The sequence below is a fragment of the Flavobacterium sp. ZB4R12 genome, assembly GCF_048276375.1.
In the GTDB taxonomy this organism is placed as follows: domain Bacteria; phylum Bacteroidota; class Bacteroidia; order Flavobacteriales; family Flavobacteriaceae; genus Flavobacterium; species Flavobacterium gawalongense.
In genome coordinates, this window is sequence record NZ_JBLNKS010000011.1 from 89,942 (window position 1) to 108,366 (window position 18,425).

Below are 18,425 nucleotides of genomic sequence, written 5' to 3' on the forward strand. Positions count from 1 at the left end.
ATTAATACTTCATATTCATATCCTTTTGATTATTGCCAAAATTATAAAGTCTGGCGAAAATCTAGGATAATTACGTTTAAAACATCTGTCTTTAAAAATTTATTCACTGCTAAATACAAACTACAAAAAACAGTTAAAATAATGAATATCAGAATAATATAAAAACTAAAGGGTGTGAATGATGTAACTTATTTTTGTAATTTTATAATACTTTTCGAAAGAAATAAAATGAACTTTGTAAAATAAAATTCTTTTTAATTGTCCTGCGCTGCTTTGATAATTAAAAAACAAAGAATTTGGATGAAATCATTAAAAAAGTATAATAACTTAAATAAAATTATGGAAATTATGAAACCACAAATTGGAATAACAGAAGCACATTTAAAAAATAGCATTGCGATTCTTTCTTCAATTTTAGCAAATGAAATGACTCTTTATGTCAAATTAAGAAAATTCCATTGGAACGTATCAGGAGAAAGTTTTATGGAACTTCATAAATTATTTGAAGGTCAATACAAACAGTTGGAAGAATCAATTGATGAAATTGCGGAACGTGTCAGCAAATTAGGCGGAAAAACTATTGGAACAATGAAAGAGTTTTCAGATTTAACAATAATCAGAGAATCACCAAATCATTATCCTGCTCAAAAAGATATGTTGAGGGAATTATTACAAGATCATGAAATTATTATTCTTCATTTACGAAAAGATGTTGACATAAGTTTTGAAGAAAACATGGATGCAGGAACTGCAGATTTTCTAACAGGTTTGATGGAAGCACACGAAACAATGTCCTGGATATTAAGGAGATATTTAGACTAATTTAAACTAAAAAATTAATTCATAAATAAAATGGAAAAATCAGAAAACGAAGTTTACTTAGCCTCAAATAGTTATTGTAAAGTTGGAAAAATAACTCCCAAAAAATATCTTGAAGAAGATCAATCGACAATAGAAACTGACTTTGAAAAAGAAAACTTTGCCAAATATGATGAAATCGTAAATGGCAAAATGATGTAATTGTTTACTTAATCAAGTTCTCTCTATTTTTTAAATATAAATTAGAACCATTAAAAAACTTTTTTCAAACCTCCCTCCCAGAGCGGTTAATTGAAAACTAGTTTTTAATGGTTCTATTTTTTTTGAAATTTATAATAGGATTATCTAATTTTTTTTTGAATTGAAAACGCAATAATAAAATGTGGGAATGATGTAACTTATTACTGAAGTTCTATAACATTTATCGTTTCCATGTTAGCCATCTTTGCTTTAAATAATAACAACAAATTAAAAGTTGCTTCTTTAGTACAATTGGATGAATTAGTAAATTTAATTAATAAAACTTAGTTACTGAAGGTCATGCAGATAGCAATGGTAGTGATGCATTCAATTTAGAATTATCTCAAAAACATACTGAATGTGTAAAAAAATATTTAATGGAAAAAGATATTGTGGGGTCTAGATTGACAGCAATTGGTTTTGGTGAAAGTAAACCGATAGCGAGTAACAAAACTGCTTTAGGTCGTGCAAAAAATAGAAGAGTAGAGTTGAAAATGAACTACTAAAGATAGTAAGATTAGGTTGGTTTTTTGGGTTTGGTTAAGGGGCTGTTGGTAACAACAGCCTTTTTTTGTGGAGTAACGATAGTTTTTTCAATTATTATTTTAATGAATCACACCATTTGAATTTATTATTTGAATTAATAAACACTCAAATGTCAATTCTAAAATCAGTTCGAATTAAAGTCTAAACAATTCCATAAAAATTCCAATTCTTTTAAATTAATTAATTTACTCATAATTTAAAAACATGTGAATTATATAATCTTTCCATAAAGTTATATAATGATTTTTAGCAATAGATCACTGAACTTTAGAGTATTGTAATTCATTAATTATAATTAGCTGCTAAACCATATAACATCTATTATCATAAAAAAAAATCAATATGAAAACAACAAAAAAATTAGGTATCTGGATGGATCATTCCATTGCTCATTTAATGGAATTTACATCAAAACACTTTGAAATAGAAACCATTGAATCAAAGTTTACAAATCAACTGAAAAACAAAAGTTTAGCAAAGAGCAAAAGTTTGATGCATAATAAACAGAAGCAACAACTTTCTGATTATTACAAAAAGATAGGTGAAGCGATAAAAAATTATAAACGTGTAATTCTCTTTGGTCCTACTGATGCAAAAGTGGAGCTGTTTGATATTTTGAGTGAAGATGAACGTTTTTTAAAAATTAAATTCGAAATTAAAAATACTGATAAAATGACGGAAAATCAACAACATGATTTTGTTAGAGAGTATTTTTCAAGGGCCTAATTTCATTTTCACAAAATCACTTTTAAACATAAATAATTTTAAATAATAAAAAAAAATGCAAACAAGAACCATAGGAATCGTAATGACAATAATAGGAGTACTTATGTTGCTATACAATAGCTTCAATCTTGTAACTACTGAAAAAGTAGTTGACTTAGGTCCAATCCAAATAAATAAAGAAGTAAATCATCCATTAGAATGGTCTCCAATTATAGGCATCGTACTCGCTGTAGGAGGTGTTGTTTTGATTGTTATTGGCAATAAAAAAAGCGTTTAACTATTCTAAAAAACTGTGAATATTATAATTTCTTTATAAAGTTATGTAACACTTTTTATTTTCTATCTTCTCACCTTTACTATGTTTTAATTAGAATGCATAAAATTGGTAATCAATAATTTAAAAATAAAAAAAATGAATATAGATAAATCAATTGAAGTGTTAAATACACTCATCAAAATTAATAACGATAGAATCGAAGGGTATAAAACTGCTTCAAAAGCGACAGAAAAATATAGCTTAAAAAACATGTTTTTTGAATTTCAACAAACCAGTCAAAAATGCAAATCAGAACTTATAAAGGAAATTAAAAAATTAGGAGGAATTCCAAAAGAAGCAATTAAAATTAATGGGTTTTTCTTTAAGTTTTGGATTAATCTAAAGACTGCATTTATTTGTAAAGATTGTAAGGACATAATTAATTCATGTGAGTCTAATGAAAACAGAGCCGAAGAACACTATAATAATGTATTAATTCATAATCTTGAAAATCTAAATTTTGAACAACAGATTATGTTAAGAAAGCAATACCTATTAATCAATATAGACAATAATAAAATAAGAGTTTTAAGAGATGTATTAATAAAAAATAAACATTTCTATTAAACATTATTTAAATTAAGGAATAGTCATCTTTTGAAAGTATAGCACTCTAAATAAGCAAAATACATATTGTTTTTTTAAGTGTTGAAGATTCTGAAGATACTTTCTAGGGCTTTATTGTCGTCTAATAGAAATCATTGGTTTAAGAAACCAAGATTGAATCCTACCTCCTACACACCTCCTCTTGCGTTCGGCAATCTGGAAATTATTAAAATTAGAAATGTGATTTTATTCTACTCATAAAATCAAATAAATTATAAAATCTATCAACCGCATACAATTCATTAATCTCAATTAAAATATACTATTTTGATTATTTATTTAAAAAATATTTTTAACGATGTTGGTAAAGTAACGCTGTTTACAACACAGTTTTTTCGCGAAGTCTTTACACCCCCATATGAAATAAAAGAGTTTATTAAACAATGCTATATAATTGGTTATAAATCTCTGCCTTTAGTAACTATTACTGGTTTTATAATGGGATTAGTACTTACACTCCAATCGAGACCAACATTGGCAAAATTTGGTGCAGAATCTTGGTTACCTGGTATGGTTGCGCTCTCGCTAATAAGAGAAATTGCGCCCGTGATTACAGCCTTAATTTGTGCCGGGAAAATTTCTTCCGGAATTGGTGCAGAGTTAGGTTCGATGAAAGTGACAGAACAAATTGATGCTATGGAAGTTGCAGCTATAAATCCTTATAAATACCTTGTAGTTACACGGATTTTGGCCACTACAATCATGGTTCCTATTTTAGTGATATTCGCAGATGGTATTGGAATGTATGGTGGGTATATGGGTGTTAATATGCACAGTGATGTTACCCCTTTTCGTTACACTTCCCAAGTTCTGGAATCAATTACATTTTTGGATATTTTTCCAGCGACTATTAAAACTTTTTTCTTTGGTTTTTTTATTGGAATGATCGGTTGTTATAAGGGTTATACAGCAGCAAATGGAACAGAAAGCGTGGGTAAAGCAGCCAATTCAGCAGTAGTAACAGCTTCACTGACTATATTTATCATAGACATGATTGCGGTTCAACTAACTGATTTATTCTTCTAAAAATGATACAAGAAAAAACAAATATAGATTCTCAGACAGCAACTAACAAAAATGTTCCCATAATAGAAATAAAGGATTTGTATAAATCTTTTGGGAAAAATGAGGTGCTGAAAGGAATTAATCTTTCCGTAAATAAAGGAGAAAACTTAGTGATTTTAGGAAGATCTGGATCAGGCAAATCAATAACCATAAAGTGTTTAGTGGGATTGGTAGTTGCAGATAAGGGAGAAATAAAGGTATTTGATACCGACATCACAAAAATAGATACTAACGAACTCAATGAGATTCGGATAAGGATTGGATTTCTTTTTCAAAATGCGGCTTTATATGATTCGATGAGCGTTCGGGAAAATCTTGGTTTTACTTTAAAACGGCATGTAAAGGGTTTATCTCCTAAAGAGTTAGAGCTTGAAATTAGAGAAGTATTAGAGAATGTAGGATTAGCGGATGCTATTGATAAAATGCCTTCTGAACTATCAGGCGGAATGCGAAAAAGAATTGGACTTGCAAGAACACTGATTCTAAAACCTGAAATAGTATTGTATGATGAACCTACAACAGGATTGGACACAATAACTTCCAGAGAAATAAGTGAATTACTAATCGACATTCAGAAAAAAAACAAAACAACTTCTATTATAATTACGCACGATATGGCTTGTGCAAAATACACCAGCGATCGATTAATGATTCTAAAAGATGGTGTAATTCACGCTGAGGGCAGTTATGAAGAACTTGAGAAAAGTGACGACGAATGGGTACGTTCTTTTTTTAGTTAATAAAAAATAAATTAAAAAAATAAATTAAAAGTTATGAATAAAGAATCTGGGTTCCAATGGAAATTGGGAATGTTTGTTATAATTGGATTGGTACTTTTTGTCTCTGCTTTATATTTTGTTGGAAAACAAAAAAATCTATTTGGTTCAACGTTTCATTTAAAATCAAACTTTAAATCCGTAAGCGGTCTTGAAGTAGGTAATAATGTACGCTTTTCGGGTATCAATATAGGAACGGTAAGCGAAATAGAATTAGTTACAGATTCATCTGTGGTAGTGAAATTATTGATAAAAGAGAAGGTACGAAAGTTTATTAAAACTGATGCTATAGCCAGTATTGGTTCGGATGGATTAATGGGGGATAAAGTATTAACTATCTATGCTGGTGCTAACTCTAAGCAAATGGTAAAAGACAATGACATAATTGCCTCGAGAAAAGCTATAGATATGGAAGACGTTATGAGCAGTGTGAAAACCAGTGTAGATAATGCCGGAATTATTACAACCGAACTTGCAAAATTTAGTTCCAATATGAACAGTGGAAATGGTATGGTATCTAAATTGATGACGGACAAAGAGTTTGCTAACAGTATAACACAAACGCTTGCGAACTTAGAAAGCAGTTCAAATGAATTTGCCAATTTCACTACTAAAATGAATAGTGGAAAAGGTGCTTTATCCAAATTAGTTACTGATGAAAAAATGGGGCGAACGATTGATTCAACCTTAACAAATGTCAAAACAGGAACAGAGGGACTTAATGAAGTTATAGAGGCTGCTAAACATAATTTTCTATTAAGAGGCTATTTCAATAAAAAGAAAAAAGAGGGAAATAAAAAACTGGAGGAATTAGATCGACAGGAAGAATTAGAAATGAAAAAGGAATTAAAAATTGTTGATGAAAATGAAGTGACAAAATAATTTAATTTTAAAAAGTTCGCTGGCAATTAAACATTCAAAACTAAAAGTATCGTTAAAAAATATTACAAAGGATGCATTCTAATTTATTGCAGCTTAAAAAGAAAATTAGAACTTTTACCGAAATAGGAAAATCTATAGTTTAAGAAAATACTTATTTTTCAAACTTTCAAAGAGTGAATCCTACAACTTTATACTAAAATTCTATAACACTTCGCTTTCAAGTTGGTACTATCTTTACTTAGTTAAGAAAATGTTTTATAAACTTAAAAAAAAATGAAAATGAAAAAAATGAAAATTATTCTGTCTTTCATCATGCTTGGATTATTAATAAATTCATGTAACAGTGATGATACAAAATCCAGTTATCCTTATGCTGTACGATTGACTGATGCACCAGGCCCATATGATGAAGTAAATGTTGACATACAAGGTGTAGAAATAACTGGCGAAGGAGGAGAAACTGTTTCACTAAATGTAAAAAAAGGTATTTATAACCTACTTGATTTTTCTAACGGAGTTGATACTCTAATTGCTACTGATTCATTAGAAGTATCCAAAGTGGGACAAATAAGACTTATATTAGGAACAAACAATACGGTTGTCCTTAATAATGTAAGTTATCCTTTGAGCACTCCAAGTGCTGAGCAAAGCGGATTAAAACTTCAAGTTCATCAAACGCTTCAACAAGGTATCTTGTATAGTGTTCTTCTTGATTTTGATGCAAACAAATCTATTGTTAGTACAGGCAATGGGACTTATAAATTGAAACCGGTTATCAGAACAATAGAAACCGCAATAAGTGGTTCTATAAAAGGTAAAATTACTCCAATAGGTACAATGGCGGTAGTTGAAGCAACTTCAGCCACAGCTCTATCCTATTCAACAAATGTAAATGAGAATGGCGAATTTTTAGTTATGGGACTTCCTCCTGGAACCTATAGCATAACCATTACTCCTGCTTTACCTTTTGTCGCTGCTACCAAAACTGATATTATTGTAACAGCAGGTGCAACAGCTGACATAGGAACTATAATACTGTTATAAAAGCAATTACAGGTTACATTTAAATTGACACTCCATTTTCAAATGGAAATCGAGTGTCAATTTTAACAAGAAAATAAAATTTTAAATCATTAAAAGCATCATTAATATTCGATGCTTTTAATGATTTAATTTTTTTAGGATTCGAATAAAAATACTTCTCTAAATAACTAAAATTTCAATTTATTATGGAAACTGAAAAAGAACTTAATGATGCTATTCTAAAAATGACTTTGAAAATTCAAAATGAATATCCTGAATTATCAAAATATTTAATTGAAATGCCTGTGACTATTCCTGATATCATTAATCCTAAAATAAATATTAAAACGCTGAAAGATTATTATGAATCTTTGAATTCAATACTAAAAGAATATGTTCCAAATCATATTGACATAAAAGATAAATAATTTGGAGCCATTATTTATGAAATTATATTTTTAAGTTTAGTTATTATCCAAAAATCATTTAACCAATTTTCCGCTTAACTGGTAATTATGCCTTAAAACAGCCAACAATACCTAATAAATTCAGAAATAAAACCGGAACGAAAAACAATAGAGCTTTCTATAAAAACAGAGAATTTGATGAAAATATTTTATTTATCATTTTTCCAAAAACAATAAATTTTTCTTAAATAATCCTGAAAGAAAAATCACAATATTTAATAATTGAAATACCGATTCCTATTTAATTATTATCCAATTTTAAGTCTCGTTTCTGAAATAAATATGTGAATAATATAAGTCTTATCTAAAATTCTATAAGTCATTTTATCGCCTATTCTCGCATCTTTGTAGTGTTACGAATATTTTTTTGTGACTTAAATAAAATTGAAATGAATACTATAGAACTTGAAGGAAATTGGGAAGAGCAAAAAGGAAAATTAAAACAAAAATTCGCAGCTTTAACTGAAAATGATTTACTTTTTAAAGAAGGTATGAAAGAGGAAATGATTGGAAAACTTCAAATAAAATTAAGTAAAACCAAGGAGGAATTACTTAAAATTATTAAATCCCTTTAAATAATTGCATTTTAATATTTCCTATTATTTGCAACTATTTCTATCTCATTGATCTTAGGTTAATACCGTTAAATAATTCAACCTAGCATAACTAAATTGTTCTAGGCTGAATTATAAAATGGTAAAAGAAAAAGCTTTTTCAATCACTTCAAAAAAATTAAACTTAAAATTATTCCAAATGAAGAAAACAATTTATACTCTTGCTCTAACAACATTTATGGCAGGATCGGTACTAGTGGGATGTCAGACTTCTACAAAAAAAGAACAGGAAGCTAAAGATAAAGTAGCTGATGCTCGAGGAGATGTGCAAGAAGCCAAAGAAGAATTGATGGAAGCAAGAAAAGAAGCAACTGCAGAAGAATGGCAAACATTCAAAAACGAAACTGCTGCAAAAGTCAATGAAAATGAAATTAGAATAGCGGAGTTGAAAGCCAAGATGAAAAAAACCGGGAATTCAATTGATGCGATGTATGCAAAAAAAATTGAGGAACTGGAACAAAAAAACAACGATATTGAAGCTAAAGTTGAAACCTATAAAAATGATAGAAGCAGTGATTGGGAATCATTTAAACGCGAATACAATCATGATATGAGTGAACTGGGTAAGGCTTTAAAAGACATGACGGTTGACAATAAAAATTAATACAAAAAAGAAATAATTTTTAAAAAGGCGAGTTTTTTTAACTCGCCTTTTTTTGTTCAAATTATTCCTGAATAGTATAAAACAAACTTTTAAGAAACCCCGTGATTACTAAAAGGTGTGAATAATATAAATTTTATAAAAAGTATTGTAACACTTTTCTTCTTTATCATTCTCAACTTTGTAAGTATCAAATTTACAATAAATTAAATCTAATGAAAACAGATATGAAAAATTCAAAAACACTGATTTACGCTTCCTTAGTATTAACTTTTATGGCTTTTACCAGTTCCAAAGCGCAAGAAAACGAAACAAAAACAGGTATAAAAGGTGGAGTAAATTTCTCTAACCTATACACTGACGATGTTGATGACAATGATGTGTTAACTGGATTTAACGTGGGCTTTTATGCTAAATTACCTATTGCAGATAATATCGCTTTACAACCTGAGATTTCTTACACTGGAAAAGGAGCCGAACTAGTTTACAATAACGCCTTTGTAAGTGGAACTGCACAATTTAAATTAGATTATATTGAAGTGCCGCTTTTATTAGTGGTAAATGTTACCAAGAATTTCAATATTCATGCTGGACCTTATGCTGCTTATTTGATTAGTGGTAAAACGACTAATAAATCAGATGATGGTAGTTATAACTTCGAAGACAATATTGACACAGATGATTTCAACAGATTTGATGCAGGCCTTGCAGGAGGTGTTGGTCTAGATTTAGAGCCGGTTAGTTTTGGAGTACGTTACAATTATGGATTGACTAAAATTGGAAAAGATGATTCAGCAAATAACTTTACTTCTCCAGATGCTAAAAACAGTGTCTTGAGTTTCTATGCTGCATTTTCATTTTAATCAAATTGAAAACAACAGAATAAATTTTTAATATTAAGTTAATTTTTATATCATAAAATACTGTAAAACAGTACTATATAATTTATTTTTATAACTTTACTAAACAAAAAATTTAACTTATTAATCATTAAAAATAGAAATCATAAGTAACCTTCTTTACACCATCGCAGTTATTTTAGTCCTCTTTTGGGCAATTGGTTTCTTTGCATACAGTGCAGGATCAATTATTCATATTCTTCTTGTCATTGCAGTTATAGCAATCCTATTTAAACTTATACAGGATAGAAAAACATAATCAATCGTTATTATAAAAATATACGACAACAAATAAAATTTAAATCATTAAAAATAGAAATCATGGGAAATCTTCTTTACACCATCGCAGTTATTTTAGTAATCTTTTGGGCAATTGGATTCTTTGCATTTAGCTTAGGATCAATTATTCACGTACTTCTTGTTATTGCAGTTATAGCAATACTATTAAGACTTATACAGGGTAGAGGTATTTAATCAAAATAAATTATAATAATAAAATCAATAATTATGAAAACTGATAAAATAGTATTAGGAGTTTTAGGTGGTCTTGCAGTAGGTGCAATATTAGGAATTATGTTAGCTCCAGATAAAGGCGAGAAAACGAGAAAAAAAATTATGGATAAAAGTAATGACTATGCCGATGAGTTAAAAGACAAATTGGATACATTATTAGGTACCATAAATAAAAAATATGAAAAAATTTGGAATGAAGGTGAAACTTTAATTGCTGGAGGAAAATCAAAATTTTACGATGCAAAAAATGAAGGTGAAAATCTTATTGCGGAAGGAAAATCAAAATTTTATGATGCAAAAAACGAAATTAAAAATACAAATATCTAATGAGATACTTAAATATTAAAAATTTCAATTAAAAATTAAATCATGGACAACTTTACAGCATCAATAGAAACGCTTTTTGAAAAAGCAGAAGATTATACAAGAACAACCGCAGAATTGGTTAAGCTAAATGCAATTGACAAATCAGCGGATGTCATGTCTTCTTTGCTCTCAAGATTAACTGTTGCTATTGTTGCTGTTATGTTTGTTCTACTTGTAAATATTGGACTTTCCTTATGGATAGGTGAATTATTAGGGAAATCCTATTTTGGCTTTTTTATAGTAGCCAGTGTTTATTTATTAATTTCAATTATACTATATACTTTTAAAGATAAATGGATTAAAATTCCTATCAGTAACTTCATTATAACTAAACTGCTTAAAAAGAAATAGTATGGAAAAGATAAACCAAACAGATTTACTAGATGAAACTATCCTATATTTAGAAAATAAGCAGGCTTTAGAATTATACGCTTTAAAGGAACAGTTTGAGTTAACGTATGAAAGTTTAAAGCTTTTAAACCTTATCAAAAGTGCTTTTACTGAAATGACTACTTCACCGAATATAAAAGGGAACTTAATTAATAATGCAATTGGGATGGCAACGGGATACTTTACAAAAAAAGCTTTAGTAGGATCAACCCATAATCCAATAAAAAAAATATTAGGTACACTATTACAATTCGTTATAACTAATATTGCTACAAAACATTCTGATACTTTAAAATCTTAAAAATTCACTTACAAATTGAATTCTGATTATAAATTATTTAGTTTATCTTTATAACCAGACGGAAAACTATTAATTACTTTATACTTCAAAAAAATTAATAGACTTACACAATTAAAGCCGAAAGTCTTTTTATAAGTTCGCATTATTTTTTCTTAAAAAACTTTGAATTAAACGGAAATGAACACGAGAATAAAAAAGGAAGAGTTAATAATTACGAATAAGGAACTTGTTTTTCAAAACGAAGAGAAAGAAAAACGAGCTGCTGAACTAATTATTGCTAGTACTGAACTTGCCTTTCAAAACGACGAAAAAGAAAAAAGAGCTGCTGAACTAATTGTTGCTAATACTGAACTTGCCTTTCAAAACGACGAAAAAGAAAAAAGAGCTGCTGAATTAATTATTGCTAACACGGAACTTGCTTTTCAAAACGAAGAGAAAGAAAAACGAGCTGCTGAACTAATTATTGCGAATACGGAACTTGCCTTTCAAAACGATGAAAAAGAAAAACGAGCCGCCGAACTAATTATTGCTAACACGGAACTTGCCTTTCAAAACGACGAAAAAGAAAAACGAGCTGCTGAACTAATTATTGCAAACACGGAACTTGCTTTTCAAAACATAGAGAAAGAAAAACGAGCCGCTGAATTAATTATCGCCAATAATGAACTCGCTTTTCAAAACGACGAAAAAGAAAAAAGAGCTATTGAATTGATTATTGCTAATCGAGAACTTGCTTTTCAAAATGATGAAAAAGAAAAACGAGCTGCAGAATTAATTATCGCTAATAAGGAACTTGTTTTTCAAAACGAAGAAAAAGAGAAAAGAGCTGCAGAATTGATTATTGCTAATCGAGAACTTGCTTTTCAAAACCTGGAGAAAGAAGAACGTGCTAAAGAACTAGATACTGCAAATAAAAAACTTGCTTTTAAAAACCAAGAAAGAAGAATTCAGACAGCAGAACTAAACATTGCTAACAGAGAACTTCTTTTTCAAAATAAACCACTATGGACTGAAAGTCCATAGATTTGGTTGGCAGACTTAAAGTCTGCACGGTTATAACACTTATTTATTAGCCACAAATTACGCAAATTAACACGAATTAATTTACGAAAATTCGTCCAATTCGTGACTAAAACATTTTTAGAAGCTAAAGCGAAATGCACTAAAGTACATAGTTTTAACTATTTTTGGGACCAATAAAGAAAAAGAAAAACGGGCAGCTGAGTTAATAACAACTAACTTAGAGCTTAAAAGAGCCGAAGAATATCAAAAAGAATATATAAAAGGATTAGAGGAAATGATGTTTATGACCTCACACAAAGTCAGACAGCCCATAGCTAATATTTTAGGTTTATCTTATTTACTTGATCAGACAATAAATTCACCTGATGAACATATCCAATTCTTAAATCACATAAAACAATCGGCTTTGATGCTCGATTCTTTCACAAAAGAACTAACCCTATTTATTTCCCATTTGGAACAAAAAGGAAAAAATAAAAAATATGCTTAACTAAAATCATTTTGGGCATTTAATTTTTAAAATTATGACTATCCGTAATGCGGACTAAAATCATTTCGAATACAATTTTCGTCGTTTGTACATTTATAAAGCATAAATATTAGCCCACAGATTGTACAGATTATACCGATTTACACGGATTTTTTTACTTGGTGAATCAAACTGTTATTTAAATCTGTGCAAAATCCGTTCAATCCGTGTTATCTGTGTGCCATACTTTATCCTTTGGAACATATTGCGGACTGTCATATTTAAAATAATAATACAATAAAATCGAGAATTAGAAATCTCGATTTTTTTTTGTTACAATCCAAAAAATGAATTCCATTTTTAAGGTAACTATTTTAGATATTTAAACACCATTTCATTTATAACTTCAATTTTAAGATTAGACCTTTTTCTTAAAAAAATTACTACTACAATTCATTTCTATACAAACTTTTTTTGTCTATTTCAGCCTTTTTTAAAGAACAATTTAAGTACTGTAACACAATGTTAACATAATAAAAACAAACAAGTTATTGATTTTTAACTATATACATAAAGCATTAACGTTTTAGATGTGTGAATATTACAACTTAAATTTTTAATTGTGTAATACTTTAAATCCATAACTAATCAATCTTTGTTGTATAAAATACTTAACCTCTAAAATCAATAAAATGAAAGCTAAAAATTTACTATTAACCTTTGCAATACTGATTATTGCATTAATTTCAAGTTGTGCAGAAGACGATTTCGTAGAGACAGTAGGCGTTTGCCCTATTGTAGAATCTACAATTCCTGCAAATGGCGCTTTAGGCATTCCATTTAATCAGATAATCTCTGCAACTTTCAATGAAGCAGTAAATCCATCAACGATTAACCCATCTACTTTTATTATTACAGAAGCTGATGGAACTGCTGTTACCGGTACTGTCACGTATAGTGGGACAACAGCTACCTTTACTCCAGCAAGTCCTCTTAGTCCTAATACAACTTATACTGCTAGAATTACAACAGGAGTTAAAGATGTAATGGGTAATGCGCTTCAAACAGATTATGTTTGGACATTTGCTACCGGGATGATTATTGTTCCTGTCGTGATTACTACAGATCCAACAAATAATGAAATAAACGTAGCTCTTAATAAAATAATTACTGCAACATTCAGTGTACCAATGGATCCTTTGACAATAAACAATTCAACATTTACTGTAAAACAAGGAACAAACACGATTGCCGGAGTAATTACTTATACTGGATCAACAGTATCTTTTACACCAACAAATCCATTAACCACTAATACTGTTTATACCGTTACTTTAACAACAGGTGCTAAAAGTTTACAAGGAACACCATTAGCTACTAATCATGTATGGAGTTTTACTACAGTGCCTGCACCAACAGTTACTGCTACAGATCCGCTTAATAATGCTATAGCAGTTGATTTAAACAAAACAGTTACAGCTAACTTTAGCTTAGCAATGGATCCTTTGACTATAAATACAACTACTTTTACTTTGAAACAAGGTACTACAATAATTCCGGGTGTTGTTACTTATACCGGTGGCAATACTGCTTCATTTAACCCGGTAAATTCACTTGATCCAGGACTTGTTTATACAGCTACCATTACAACTGGTGCTAAAAGTGCAGCAGGTATTCCATTAGCGAATAACTATGTTTGGAATTTTACCACAGCAAATGTAGCTACTCCATCCCCAATAATTACAAGCGGTTTGTTTTTTGGAGTTTTTGGAGGAAATGCCGGAATAACCAATCAAGGATTATTAACTGTGGTTAACGGTGCAATCGGTACAACCGCCGCTTCCACTTTAGTAACAGGTTTTACAGATGGTACAAGTGGAGATGTTTATACCGTAACCCCATTAAATAATGGAGTTGTAACTGATGGAATATTTACAGATGCACCTGCACCAGGAAATGCTACTAAAGCAGCAACTGCATTAGCTGGATTGAATGCAGCGAGAGATCTTTATAACAGTATTTCTCCAGCTTCAATGCCAGGTGGCGTTGCTAATCCGGGTGCTGGTGAATTAGGTGGATTAACGTTAGCTCCTGGTATTTATACAGCCTCTAGCTCTTTTAGCATAACTAACGGAAATCTTACTTTAAATGCGAATGGTGATCCCAATGCAAAATGGTACTTTCAAGCACCTTCGACTTTAACAGTAGGTGATTCAATGCCAAGTAGTGTTACATTTTTAAACGGTGTTGGTAATCCTAATAATGTTTATTGGTATGTTGGTACAGCAGCTGTTATTAACTACGCCGGTGGTGGAGTTATGGTTGGAAACATTATCGCCAATTCTGGAGTGACTTTGTCTTCTCCTGCCAATAGTACAAATCCTTTTTTAACGGTACTAAATGGTAGAGCGATTTCTCTAGTGGCTTCAGTTACTATGGTAAATACAACTATTAATGTACCTAATAACTAGGTATTTGATACTAAAGGTTTTTACAGCCAAACAATTTTATCCCGTCTTAGGACGGGAATTATTTAAAAAATGAAACAATCAAAATAAAAAAACATGGACAATATAAATAATTTAAAAAAGGGATTACGCAATTCTTGGTCCCTTAATAACTTACCTATCAAAGGACTTTTAGTAGTCTCATTGACATGGTTAAGCGTTCAAACACCAGTTCAGGCACAACAAACACTAGAAGTTAAATATGCGAAACCTTCTTGGTACTTTGGTGTTGCTGGTGGAGCCAATTTCAATTTTTACGAGGGTTCTACTCATCAGTTGAATGCTGGTTTTACGCCTCCGGCTACGTTTCATGAGGGAGATGGTGTTGGACTTTTCATTGCACCACTTTTAGAATATCGTCCTGCTGATTCAAGATGGGGCGTTATGCTTCAAGCTGGATATGATAGCCGTAAAGGTTCTTTTGACCAAGTAAAAACGGCATGTGATTGTCCAGCAGATTTATCTACTGATTTAAGTTACATTACGGTGGAACCAAGCGTGCGCTTTGCTCCTTTCAAATCTAATTTCTATCTTTATGGAGGTCCACGTTTGGCTTTCAACTTAGATAAATCGTTTACCTATCAATTAGGCATCAATCCGGCATTTCCGGATCAGGCACCTAGTCCTGCTGTAACTGGCGAATTTAATGAGATTGAGAAAACTATTTTATCAATGCAAATTGGAGCTGGCTATGATATTCCGCTTTCTTCAGATAGTAACAAGACACAGTTTGTATTATCTCCTTTTGTTTCTTTTCAACCTTATTTTGGTCAAAATCCACGTTCAACAGAAACATGGAATATAACTACAATTAGAGCGGGAGTTGCACTTAAACTTGGACAAGGGCGCAACATTCAAGAATCTACAGATGTTTTACCAGATCGCGAAGTTCAATTTTCTGTAAATTCTCCTGCTAATATTCCTGGAGAAAGAAGAATGAGTGAAATATTCCCACTTAGAAACTATGTGTTTTTCAATACTGAATCAACTGAAATCCCAAATCGTTATGTTTTATTAACGAAAGATCAGGTTAAAGATTTCAAAGAAGATCAATTGGAAGTATTTGTTCCAAAAAACTTGTCGGATCGTTCAAAACGTCAAATGATTGTTTATTATAATGTACTAAACATCCTTGGAGACCGTATGCAAAAAAATCCTTCTTCAACGATTACTTTGGTAGGTTCATCAAAGAAAGGTCCTGCAGATGGTCTTGCAATGGCAGAATCAATCAAAACCTATTTGGTAAATGTATTTGTCATAAATCCTTCTAGAATTACAACAAAAGGTCAAAACAAACCAAATATCCCATCTGAACAACCAGGTGCAACATTAGAATTAGAATTGCTACGTGAAGGAGATCGTAGAGTTTCTATCGAAAGTGCTTCTCCAGATTTATTGATGGAATTTCAAAGTGGTCCTGATGCCCAATTGAAACCAGTACAAATTGTTCCTCTACAAGAAGCCCCTGTTGAAAGTTATGTTACCTTCAATAATAAAGGAGCTGGTGAAGCATTATCTTCATGGTCATTACAAATAGCTGACGAACAAGGAAAAGTACAGTCTTTTGGACCTTATACTCAGGAAGAAGTTAGTATTCCTGGAAAATCAATTTTAGGCAGCCGTCCGGAAGGTGATTACAAAGTGAAAATGATTGGTCAAACTAAAAGTGGTAAAATTATAGAAAAAGAAACTTCGGTACATATGGTACTTTGGACTCCTACAAAAATGGAAGAAGGTCTGAGATACAGTATTATTTATGAATTTAATAAATCTAAAGCGATTACCATCTATGAAAAGTACCTCACTGATGTAGTAACACCAAAAATTCCTGTTGGTGCGACAGTTATTATTCATGGCCATACGGATATTATTGGTGAAGAAGTTCACAATCAAGATTTATCACTTGCTCGTGCAAACGATGTGAAAAGCATTCTTCAAAGTGGGTTATCTAAAACGGGTAGAAACGACGTAAAATTTGAAGTACTCGGATACGGTGAGGATGAAAACAAATCTCCTTTTGAAAACAAAACTCCAGAAGAACGTTTTTACAATCGTACAGTAGTAATTGATATTATTCCTGCTGCTAAATAAGTCAAAATAACAGAGAATACATTTTTATAAATTACAAAAGAGGATAGAAACTTAAAAGTCTATCCTCTTTTTTTGTTTAAAATTTAAAATCTATAGTCAAAGCAAATCGATGAATCACAACCAATCAACACCATTGATTTGTCCAAATTAGAAATGAACCGCATCTATTTTTTTTTACATTAGTATTTTAAAACCTAAATTTTAACAAAAAAATTATTATTTTTACTATTCACTTTATGCATATATGACCCCAAACAAACAAAATCTTATCAAATTCTATTCTGCTTTTGCCAATGCTGATGCTTCAACAATGTGTGAATATTATCATCCAACGATTCAGTTTCGTGATCCTGTATTTGGTTTATTAAAAGAAAATGATGTTTGTCAAATGTGGAAAATGCTGATGGAAAAAAGCAAAGGAAATATAAAAATTGAATTCTCAGATATAAAAGCAGATGAATATCTTGGTTCTGTCAGATGGATAGCAACTTACAACTTTAGTAAAACCAATAGAAAAGTGGTAAACGTTATTCATGCGCAATTTCAGTTTAAGGATGGGCTAATTATCAAGCATACTGATGATTTTGATATCTGGAAATGGTCCAAGCAGGCATTAGGAATTCCGGGGTATTTATTTGGATGGACAGGTTATTTTCAAAACAAAATACACCAAAAAGCACTTCTTTCATTGAAGAAGTATAAAGAAACGAAACATGCTAATTGAAACTTTAAAATCGCTATTCAACAGAGATTTAAAACAGCTTAAAGCAGAAATGGAGCTCTACCAAAATGAAAGTCAAATTTGGCACATTCAAAAAGGGATAGCTAATTCAGCCGGGAATCTTTGCTTGCATTTGGTTGGGAATCTTAATACCTATATTGGAGCCGAATTTGGAAAAACCGGTTATATCAGAAACAGAGCGCTCGAATTTTCACAAAAAGATATTCCGAGAGCAGAATTAATAAACAAAATCGAAGCAACCATTGTTGTCGTTAACAATGCACTTAATAACGTATCGGAAGAAGAATTAAAAATGGAGTTTCCTCTTTTAGTTTTTGAAACCAAGACTTCAACTGAGTTTATGCTCATTCATTTAACCACTCACCTGGCCTATCATCTGGGACAAATCAATTACCACAGGCGTTTATTAGACTCCTGAAAATTTGCCTTAACAAACAATTTAC

23 protein-coding genes and 1 pseudogene are annotated in these 18,425 nt (G+C 30.6%); all 24 read left to right on the forward strand.

The features are described 5' to 3' along the window. The first annotated feature begins 348 nt into the window (after positions 1 to 348). The gene (locus tag ACNO7W_RS09580) at positions 349 to 822 is read left to right on the forward strand and encodes a Dps family protein (RefSeq protein ID WP_143387362.1); all 474 of its coding nucleotides are present in this window, start codon (positions 349 to 351) and stop codon (positions 820 to 822) included. Positions 823 to 852: 30 nt separating this feature from the next. Then, complete coding sequence (locus tag ACNO7W_RS09585) at positions 853 to 1,020, forward strand: hypothetical protein (RefSeq protein WP_185963111.1); 168 nt, start codon at positions 853 to 855, stop codon at positions 1,018 to 1,020. A 344-nt stretch (positions 1,021 to 1,364) separates the two neighbouring features. Further along, positions 1,365 to 1,565 (forward strand): annotated as a pseudogene (locus tag ACNO7W_RS09590) (OmpA family protein); the annotation flags it as partial. A gap of 382 nt (positions 1,566 to 1,947) precedes the next feature. Next, positions 1,948 to 2,331, forward strand: coding sequence for a hypothetical protein (locus tag ACNO7W_RS09595; protein ID WP_417937974.1), 384 nt, complete (start codon positions 1,948 to 1,950; stop codon positions 2,329 to 2,331). A gap of 55 nt (positions 2,332 to 2,386) precedes the next feature. Then, positions 2,387 to 2,608 carry a hypothetical protein gene (locus ACNO7W_RS09600; RefSeq protein WP_417937975.1) on the forward strand — a complete coding sequence of 74 codons (222 nt, stop codon included), beginning with the start codon at positions 2,387 to 2,389 and terminating at the stop codon, positions 2,606 to 2,608. Positions 2,609 to 2,743: 135 nt separating this feature from the next. After that, positions 2,744 to 3,214 (forward strand): PA2169 family four-helix-bundle protein, encoded by a 471-nt coding sequence (locus ACNO7W_RS09605; protein WP_143387358.1) that lies wholly within the window; start codon positions 2,744 to 2,746, stop codon positions 3,212 to 3,214. Between the two features lie 306 nt (positions 3,215 to 3,520). Next, complete coding sequence (locus ACNO7W_RS09610; protein ID WP_417937976.1) at positions 3,521 to 4,279, forward strand: MlaE family ABC transporter permease; 759 nt, start codon at positions 3,521 to 3,523, stop codon at positions 4,277 to 4,279. Positions 4,280 to 4,281: 2 nt separating this feature from the next. Beyond that, positions 4,282 to 5,058 (forward strand): ABC transporter ATP-binding protein, encoded by a 777-nt coding sequence (locus tag ACNO7W_RS09615; protein WP_417937977.1) that lies wholly within the window; start codon positions 4,282 to 4,284, stop codon positions 5,056 to 5,058. Between the two features lie 33 nt (positions 5,059 to 5,091). Then, complete coding sequence (locus tag ACNO7W_RS09620; protein WP_417937978.1) at positions 5,092 to 5,976, forward strand: MlaD family protein; 885 nt, start codon at positions 5,092 to 5,094, stop codon at positions 5,974 to 5,976. A gap of 279 nt (positions 5,977 to 6,255) precedes the next feature. Then, positions 6,256 to 7,020, forward strand: coding sequence for a DUF4382 domain-containing protein (locus ACNO7W_RS09625; RefSeq protein WP_417937979.1), 765 nt, complete (start codon positions 6,256 to 6,258; stop codon positions 7,018 to 7,020). 185 nt (positions 7,021 to 7,205) lie between these two features. After that, complete coding sequence (locus ACNO7W_RS09630; protein ID WP_143387353.1) at positions 7,206 to 7,427, forward strand: hypothetical protein; 222 nt, start codon at positions 7,206 to 7,208, stop codon at positions 7,425 to 7,427. 428 nt (positions 7,428 to 7,855) lie between these two features. Continuing rightward, positions 7,856 to 8,041: a CsbD family protein gene (locus ACNO7W_RS09635; protein WP_143387352.1), complete on the forward strand. Its 186-nt coding sequence runs from the start codon at positions 7,856 to 7,858 to the stop codon at positions 8,039 to 8,041. Between the two features lie 178 nt (positions 8,042 to 8,219). Continuing rightward, positions 8,220 to 8,684 carry a hypothetical protein gene (locus tag ACNO7W_RS09640; RefSeq protein WP_143387351.1) on the forward strand — a complete coding sequence of 155 codons (465 nt, stop codon included), beginning with the start codon at positions 8,220 to 8,222 and terminating at the stop codon, positions 8,682 to 8,684. A gap of 212 nt (positions 8,685 to 8,896) precedes the next feature. After that, the gene (locus ACNO7W_RS09645) at positions 8,897 to 9,544 is read left to right on the forward strand and encodes a porin family protein (RefSeq protein ID WP_235890171.1); all 648 of its coding nucleotides are present in this window, start codon (positions 8,897 to 8,899) and stop codon (positions 9,542 to 9,544) included. A 163-nt stretch (positions 9,545 to 9,707) separates the two neighbouring features. After that, positions 9,708 to 9,839, forward strand: coding sequence for a lmo0937 family membrane protein (locus tag ACNO7W_RS09650; protein WP_417938010.1), 132 nt, complete (start codon positions 9,708 to 9,710; stop codon positions 9,837 to 9,839). Positions 9,840 to 9,901: 62 nt separating this feature from the next. Beyond that, entirely contained in the window at positions 9,902 to 10,054 is a 153-nt protein-coding gene (locus ACNO7W_RS09655; protein WP_143387350.1) for a lmo0937 family membrane protein, read from the forward strand. A 33-nt stretch (positions 10,055 to 10,087) separates the two neighbouring features. After that, positions 10,088 to 10,420: a YtxH domain-containing protein gene (locus ACNO7W_RS09660; RefSeq protein WP_417937980.1), complete on the forward strand. Its 333-nt coding sequence runs from the start codon at positions 10,088 to 10,090 to the stop codon at positions 10,418 to 10,420. Positions 10,421 to 10,462: 42 nt separating this feature from the next. Next, on the forward strand, positions 10,463 to 10,810 hold the full coding sequence (locus tag ACNO7W_RS09665) for a hypothetical protein (protein ID WP_143387348.1): 348 nt from the start codon (positions 10,463 to 10,465) through the stop codon (positions 10,808 to 10,810). A 1-nt stretch (position 10,811) separates the two neighbouring features. Then, complete coding sequence (locus tag ACNO7W_RS09670; RefSeq protein WP_143387347.1) at positions 10,812 to 11,150, forward strand: hypothetical protein; 339 nt, start codon at positions 10,812 to 10,814, stop codon at positions 11,148 to 11,150. A gap of 177 nt (positions 11,151 to 11,327) precedes the next feature. Then, a complete protein-coding gene (locus ACNO7W_RS09675) occupies positions 11,328 to 12,173 on the forward strand; it encodes a diguanylate cyclase (RefSeq protein WP_417937981.1) in 846 nt (281 codons plus the stop codon). A gap of 1,161 nt (positions 12,174 to 13,334) precedes the next feature. Further along, the gene (locus tag ACNO7W_RS09680; RefSeq protein WP_417937982.1) at positions 13,335 to 15,113 is read left to right on the forward strand and encodes an Ig-like domain-containing protein; all 1,779 of its coding nucleotides are present in this window, start codon (positions 13,335 to 13,337) and stop codon (positions 15,111 to 15,113) included. A gap of 93 nt (positions 15,114 to 15,206) precedes the next feature. Continuing rightward, positions 15,207 to 17,240: an OmpA family protein gene (locus ACNO7W_RS09685; RefSeq protein ID WP_417937983.1), complete on the forward strand. Its 2,034-nt coding sequence runs from the start codon at positions 15,207 to 15,209 to the stop codon at positions 17,238 to 17,240. Between the two features lie 244 nt (positions 17,241 to 17,484). Continuing rightward, positions 17,485 to 17,964, forward strand: coding sequence for a nuclear transport factor 2 family protein (locus ACNO7W_RS09690; RefSeq protein WP_143387344.1), 480 nt, complete (start codon positions 17,485 to 17,487; stop codon positions 17,962 to 17,964). Continuing rightward, positions 17,954 to 18,400 (forward strand): DUF1572 family protein, encoded by a 447-nt coding sequence (locus ACNO7W_RS09695; RefSeq protein WP_143387343.1) that lies wholly within the window; start codon positions 17,954 to 17,956, stop codon positions 18,398 to 18,400. Before ACNO7W_RS09690 ends, ACNO7W_RS09695 begins: the two co-directional genes overlap by 11 nt. Positions 18,401 to 18,425 lie beyond the last annotated feature (25 nt).

What these genes read in the sequence shown, in the direction of transcription:
- ACNO7W_RS09675 (WP_417937981.1), top strand. Translation starts at nt 11,328, where the DNA reads ATGAACACGAGAATAAAAAAGGAAGAGTTAATAATTACGAATAAGGAA.
- ACNO7W_RS09655 (WP_143387350.1), top strand. Translation starts at nt 9,902, where the DNA reads ATGGGAAATCTTCTTTACACCATCGCAGTTATTTTAGTAATCTTTTGG.
- ACNO7W_RS09670 (WP_143387347.1), top strand. Translation starts at nt 10,812, where the DNA reads ATGGAAAAGATAAACCAAACAGATTTACTAGATGAAACTATCCTATAT.
- ACNO7W_RS09635 (WP_143387352.1), top strand. Translation starts at nt 7,856, where the DNA reads ATGAATACTATAGAACTTGAAGGAAATTGGGAAGAGCAAAAAGGAAAA.
- ACNO7W_RS09620 (WP_417937978.1), top strand. Translation starts at nt 5,092, where the DNA reads ATGAATAAAGAATCTGGGTTCCAATGGAAATTGGGAATGTTTGTTATA.
- ACNO7W_RS09665 (WP_143387348.1), top strand. Translation starts at nt 10,463, where the DNA reads ATGGACAACTTTACAGCATCAATAGAAACGCTTTTTGAAAAAGCAGAA.
- ACNO7W_RS09580 (WP_143387362.1), top strand. Translation starts at nt 349, where the DNA reads ATGAAACCACAAATTGGAATAACAGAAGCACATTTAAAAAATAGCATT.
- ACNO7W_RS09660 (WP_417937980.1), top strand. Translation starts at nt 10,088, where the DNA reads ATGAAAACTGATAAAATAGTATTAGGAGTTTTAGGTGGTCTTGCAGTA.
- ACNO7W_RS09685 (WP_417937983.1), top strand. Translation starts at nt 15,207, where the DNA reads ATGGACAATATAAATAATTTAAAAAAGGGATTACGCAATTCTTGGTCC.
- ACNO7W_RS09630 (WP_143387353.1), top strand. Translation starts at nt 7,206, where the DNA reads ATGGAAACTGAAAAAGAACTTAATGATGCTATTCTAAAAATGACTTTG.
- ACNO7W_RS09680 (WP_417937982.1), top strand. Translation starts at nt 13,335, where the DNA reads ATGAAAGCTAAAAATTTACTATTAACCTTTGCAATACTGATTATTGCA.
- ACNO7W_RS09690 (WP_143387344.1), top strand. Translation starts at nt 17,485, where the DNA reads ATGACCCCAAACAAACAAAATCTTATCAAATTCTATTCTGCTTTTGCC.
- ACNO7W_RS09595 (WP_417937974.1), top strand. Translation starts at nt 1,948, where the DNA reads ATGAAAACAACAAAAAAATTAGGTATCTGGATGGATCATTCCATTGCT.
- ACNO7W_RS09585 (WP_185963111.1), top strand. Translation starts at nt 853, where the DNA reads ATGGAAAAATCAGAAAACGAAGTTTACTTAGCCTCAAATAGTTATTGT.
- ACNO7W_RS09615 (WP_417937977.1), top strand. Translation starts at nt 4,282, where the DNA reads ATGATACAAGAAAAAACAAATATAGATTCTCAGACAGCAACTAACAAA.
- ACNO7W_RS09600 (WP_417937975.1), top strand. Translation starts at nt 2,387, where the DNA reads ATGCAAACAAGAACCATAGGAATCGTAATGACAATAATAGGAGTACTT.
- ACNO7W_RS09695 (WP_143387343.1), top strand. Translation starts at nt 17,954, where the DNA reads ATGCTAATTGAAACTTTAAAATCGCTATTCAACAGAGATTTAAAACAG.
- ACNO7W_RS09605 (WP_143387358.1), top strand. Translation starts at nt 2,744, where the DNA reads ATGAATATAGATAAATCAATTGAAGTGTTAAATACACTCATCAAAATT.
- ACNO7W_RS09640 (WP_143387351.1), top strand. Translation starts at nt 8,220, where the DNA reads ATGAAGAAAACAATTTATACTCTTGCTCTAACAACATTTATGGCAGGA.
- ACNO7W_RS09625 (WP_417937979.1), top strand. Translation starts at nt 6,256, where the DNA reads ATGAAAAAAATGAAAATTATTCTGTCTTTCATCATGCTTGGATTATTA.
- ACNO7W_RS09645 (WP_235890171.1), top strand. Translation starts at nt 8,897, where the DNA reads ATGAAAACAGATATGAAAAATTCAAAAACACTGATTTACGCTTCCTTA.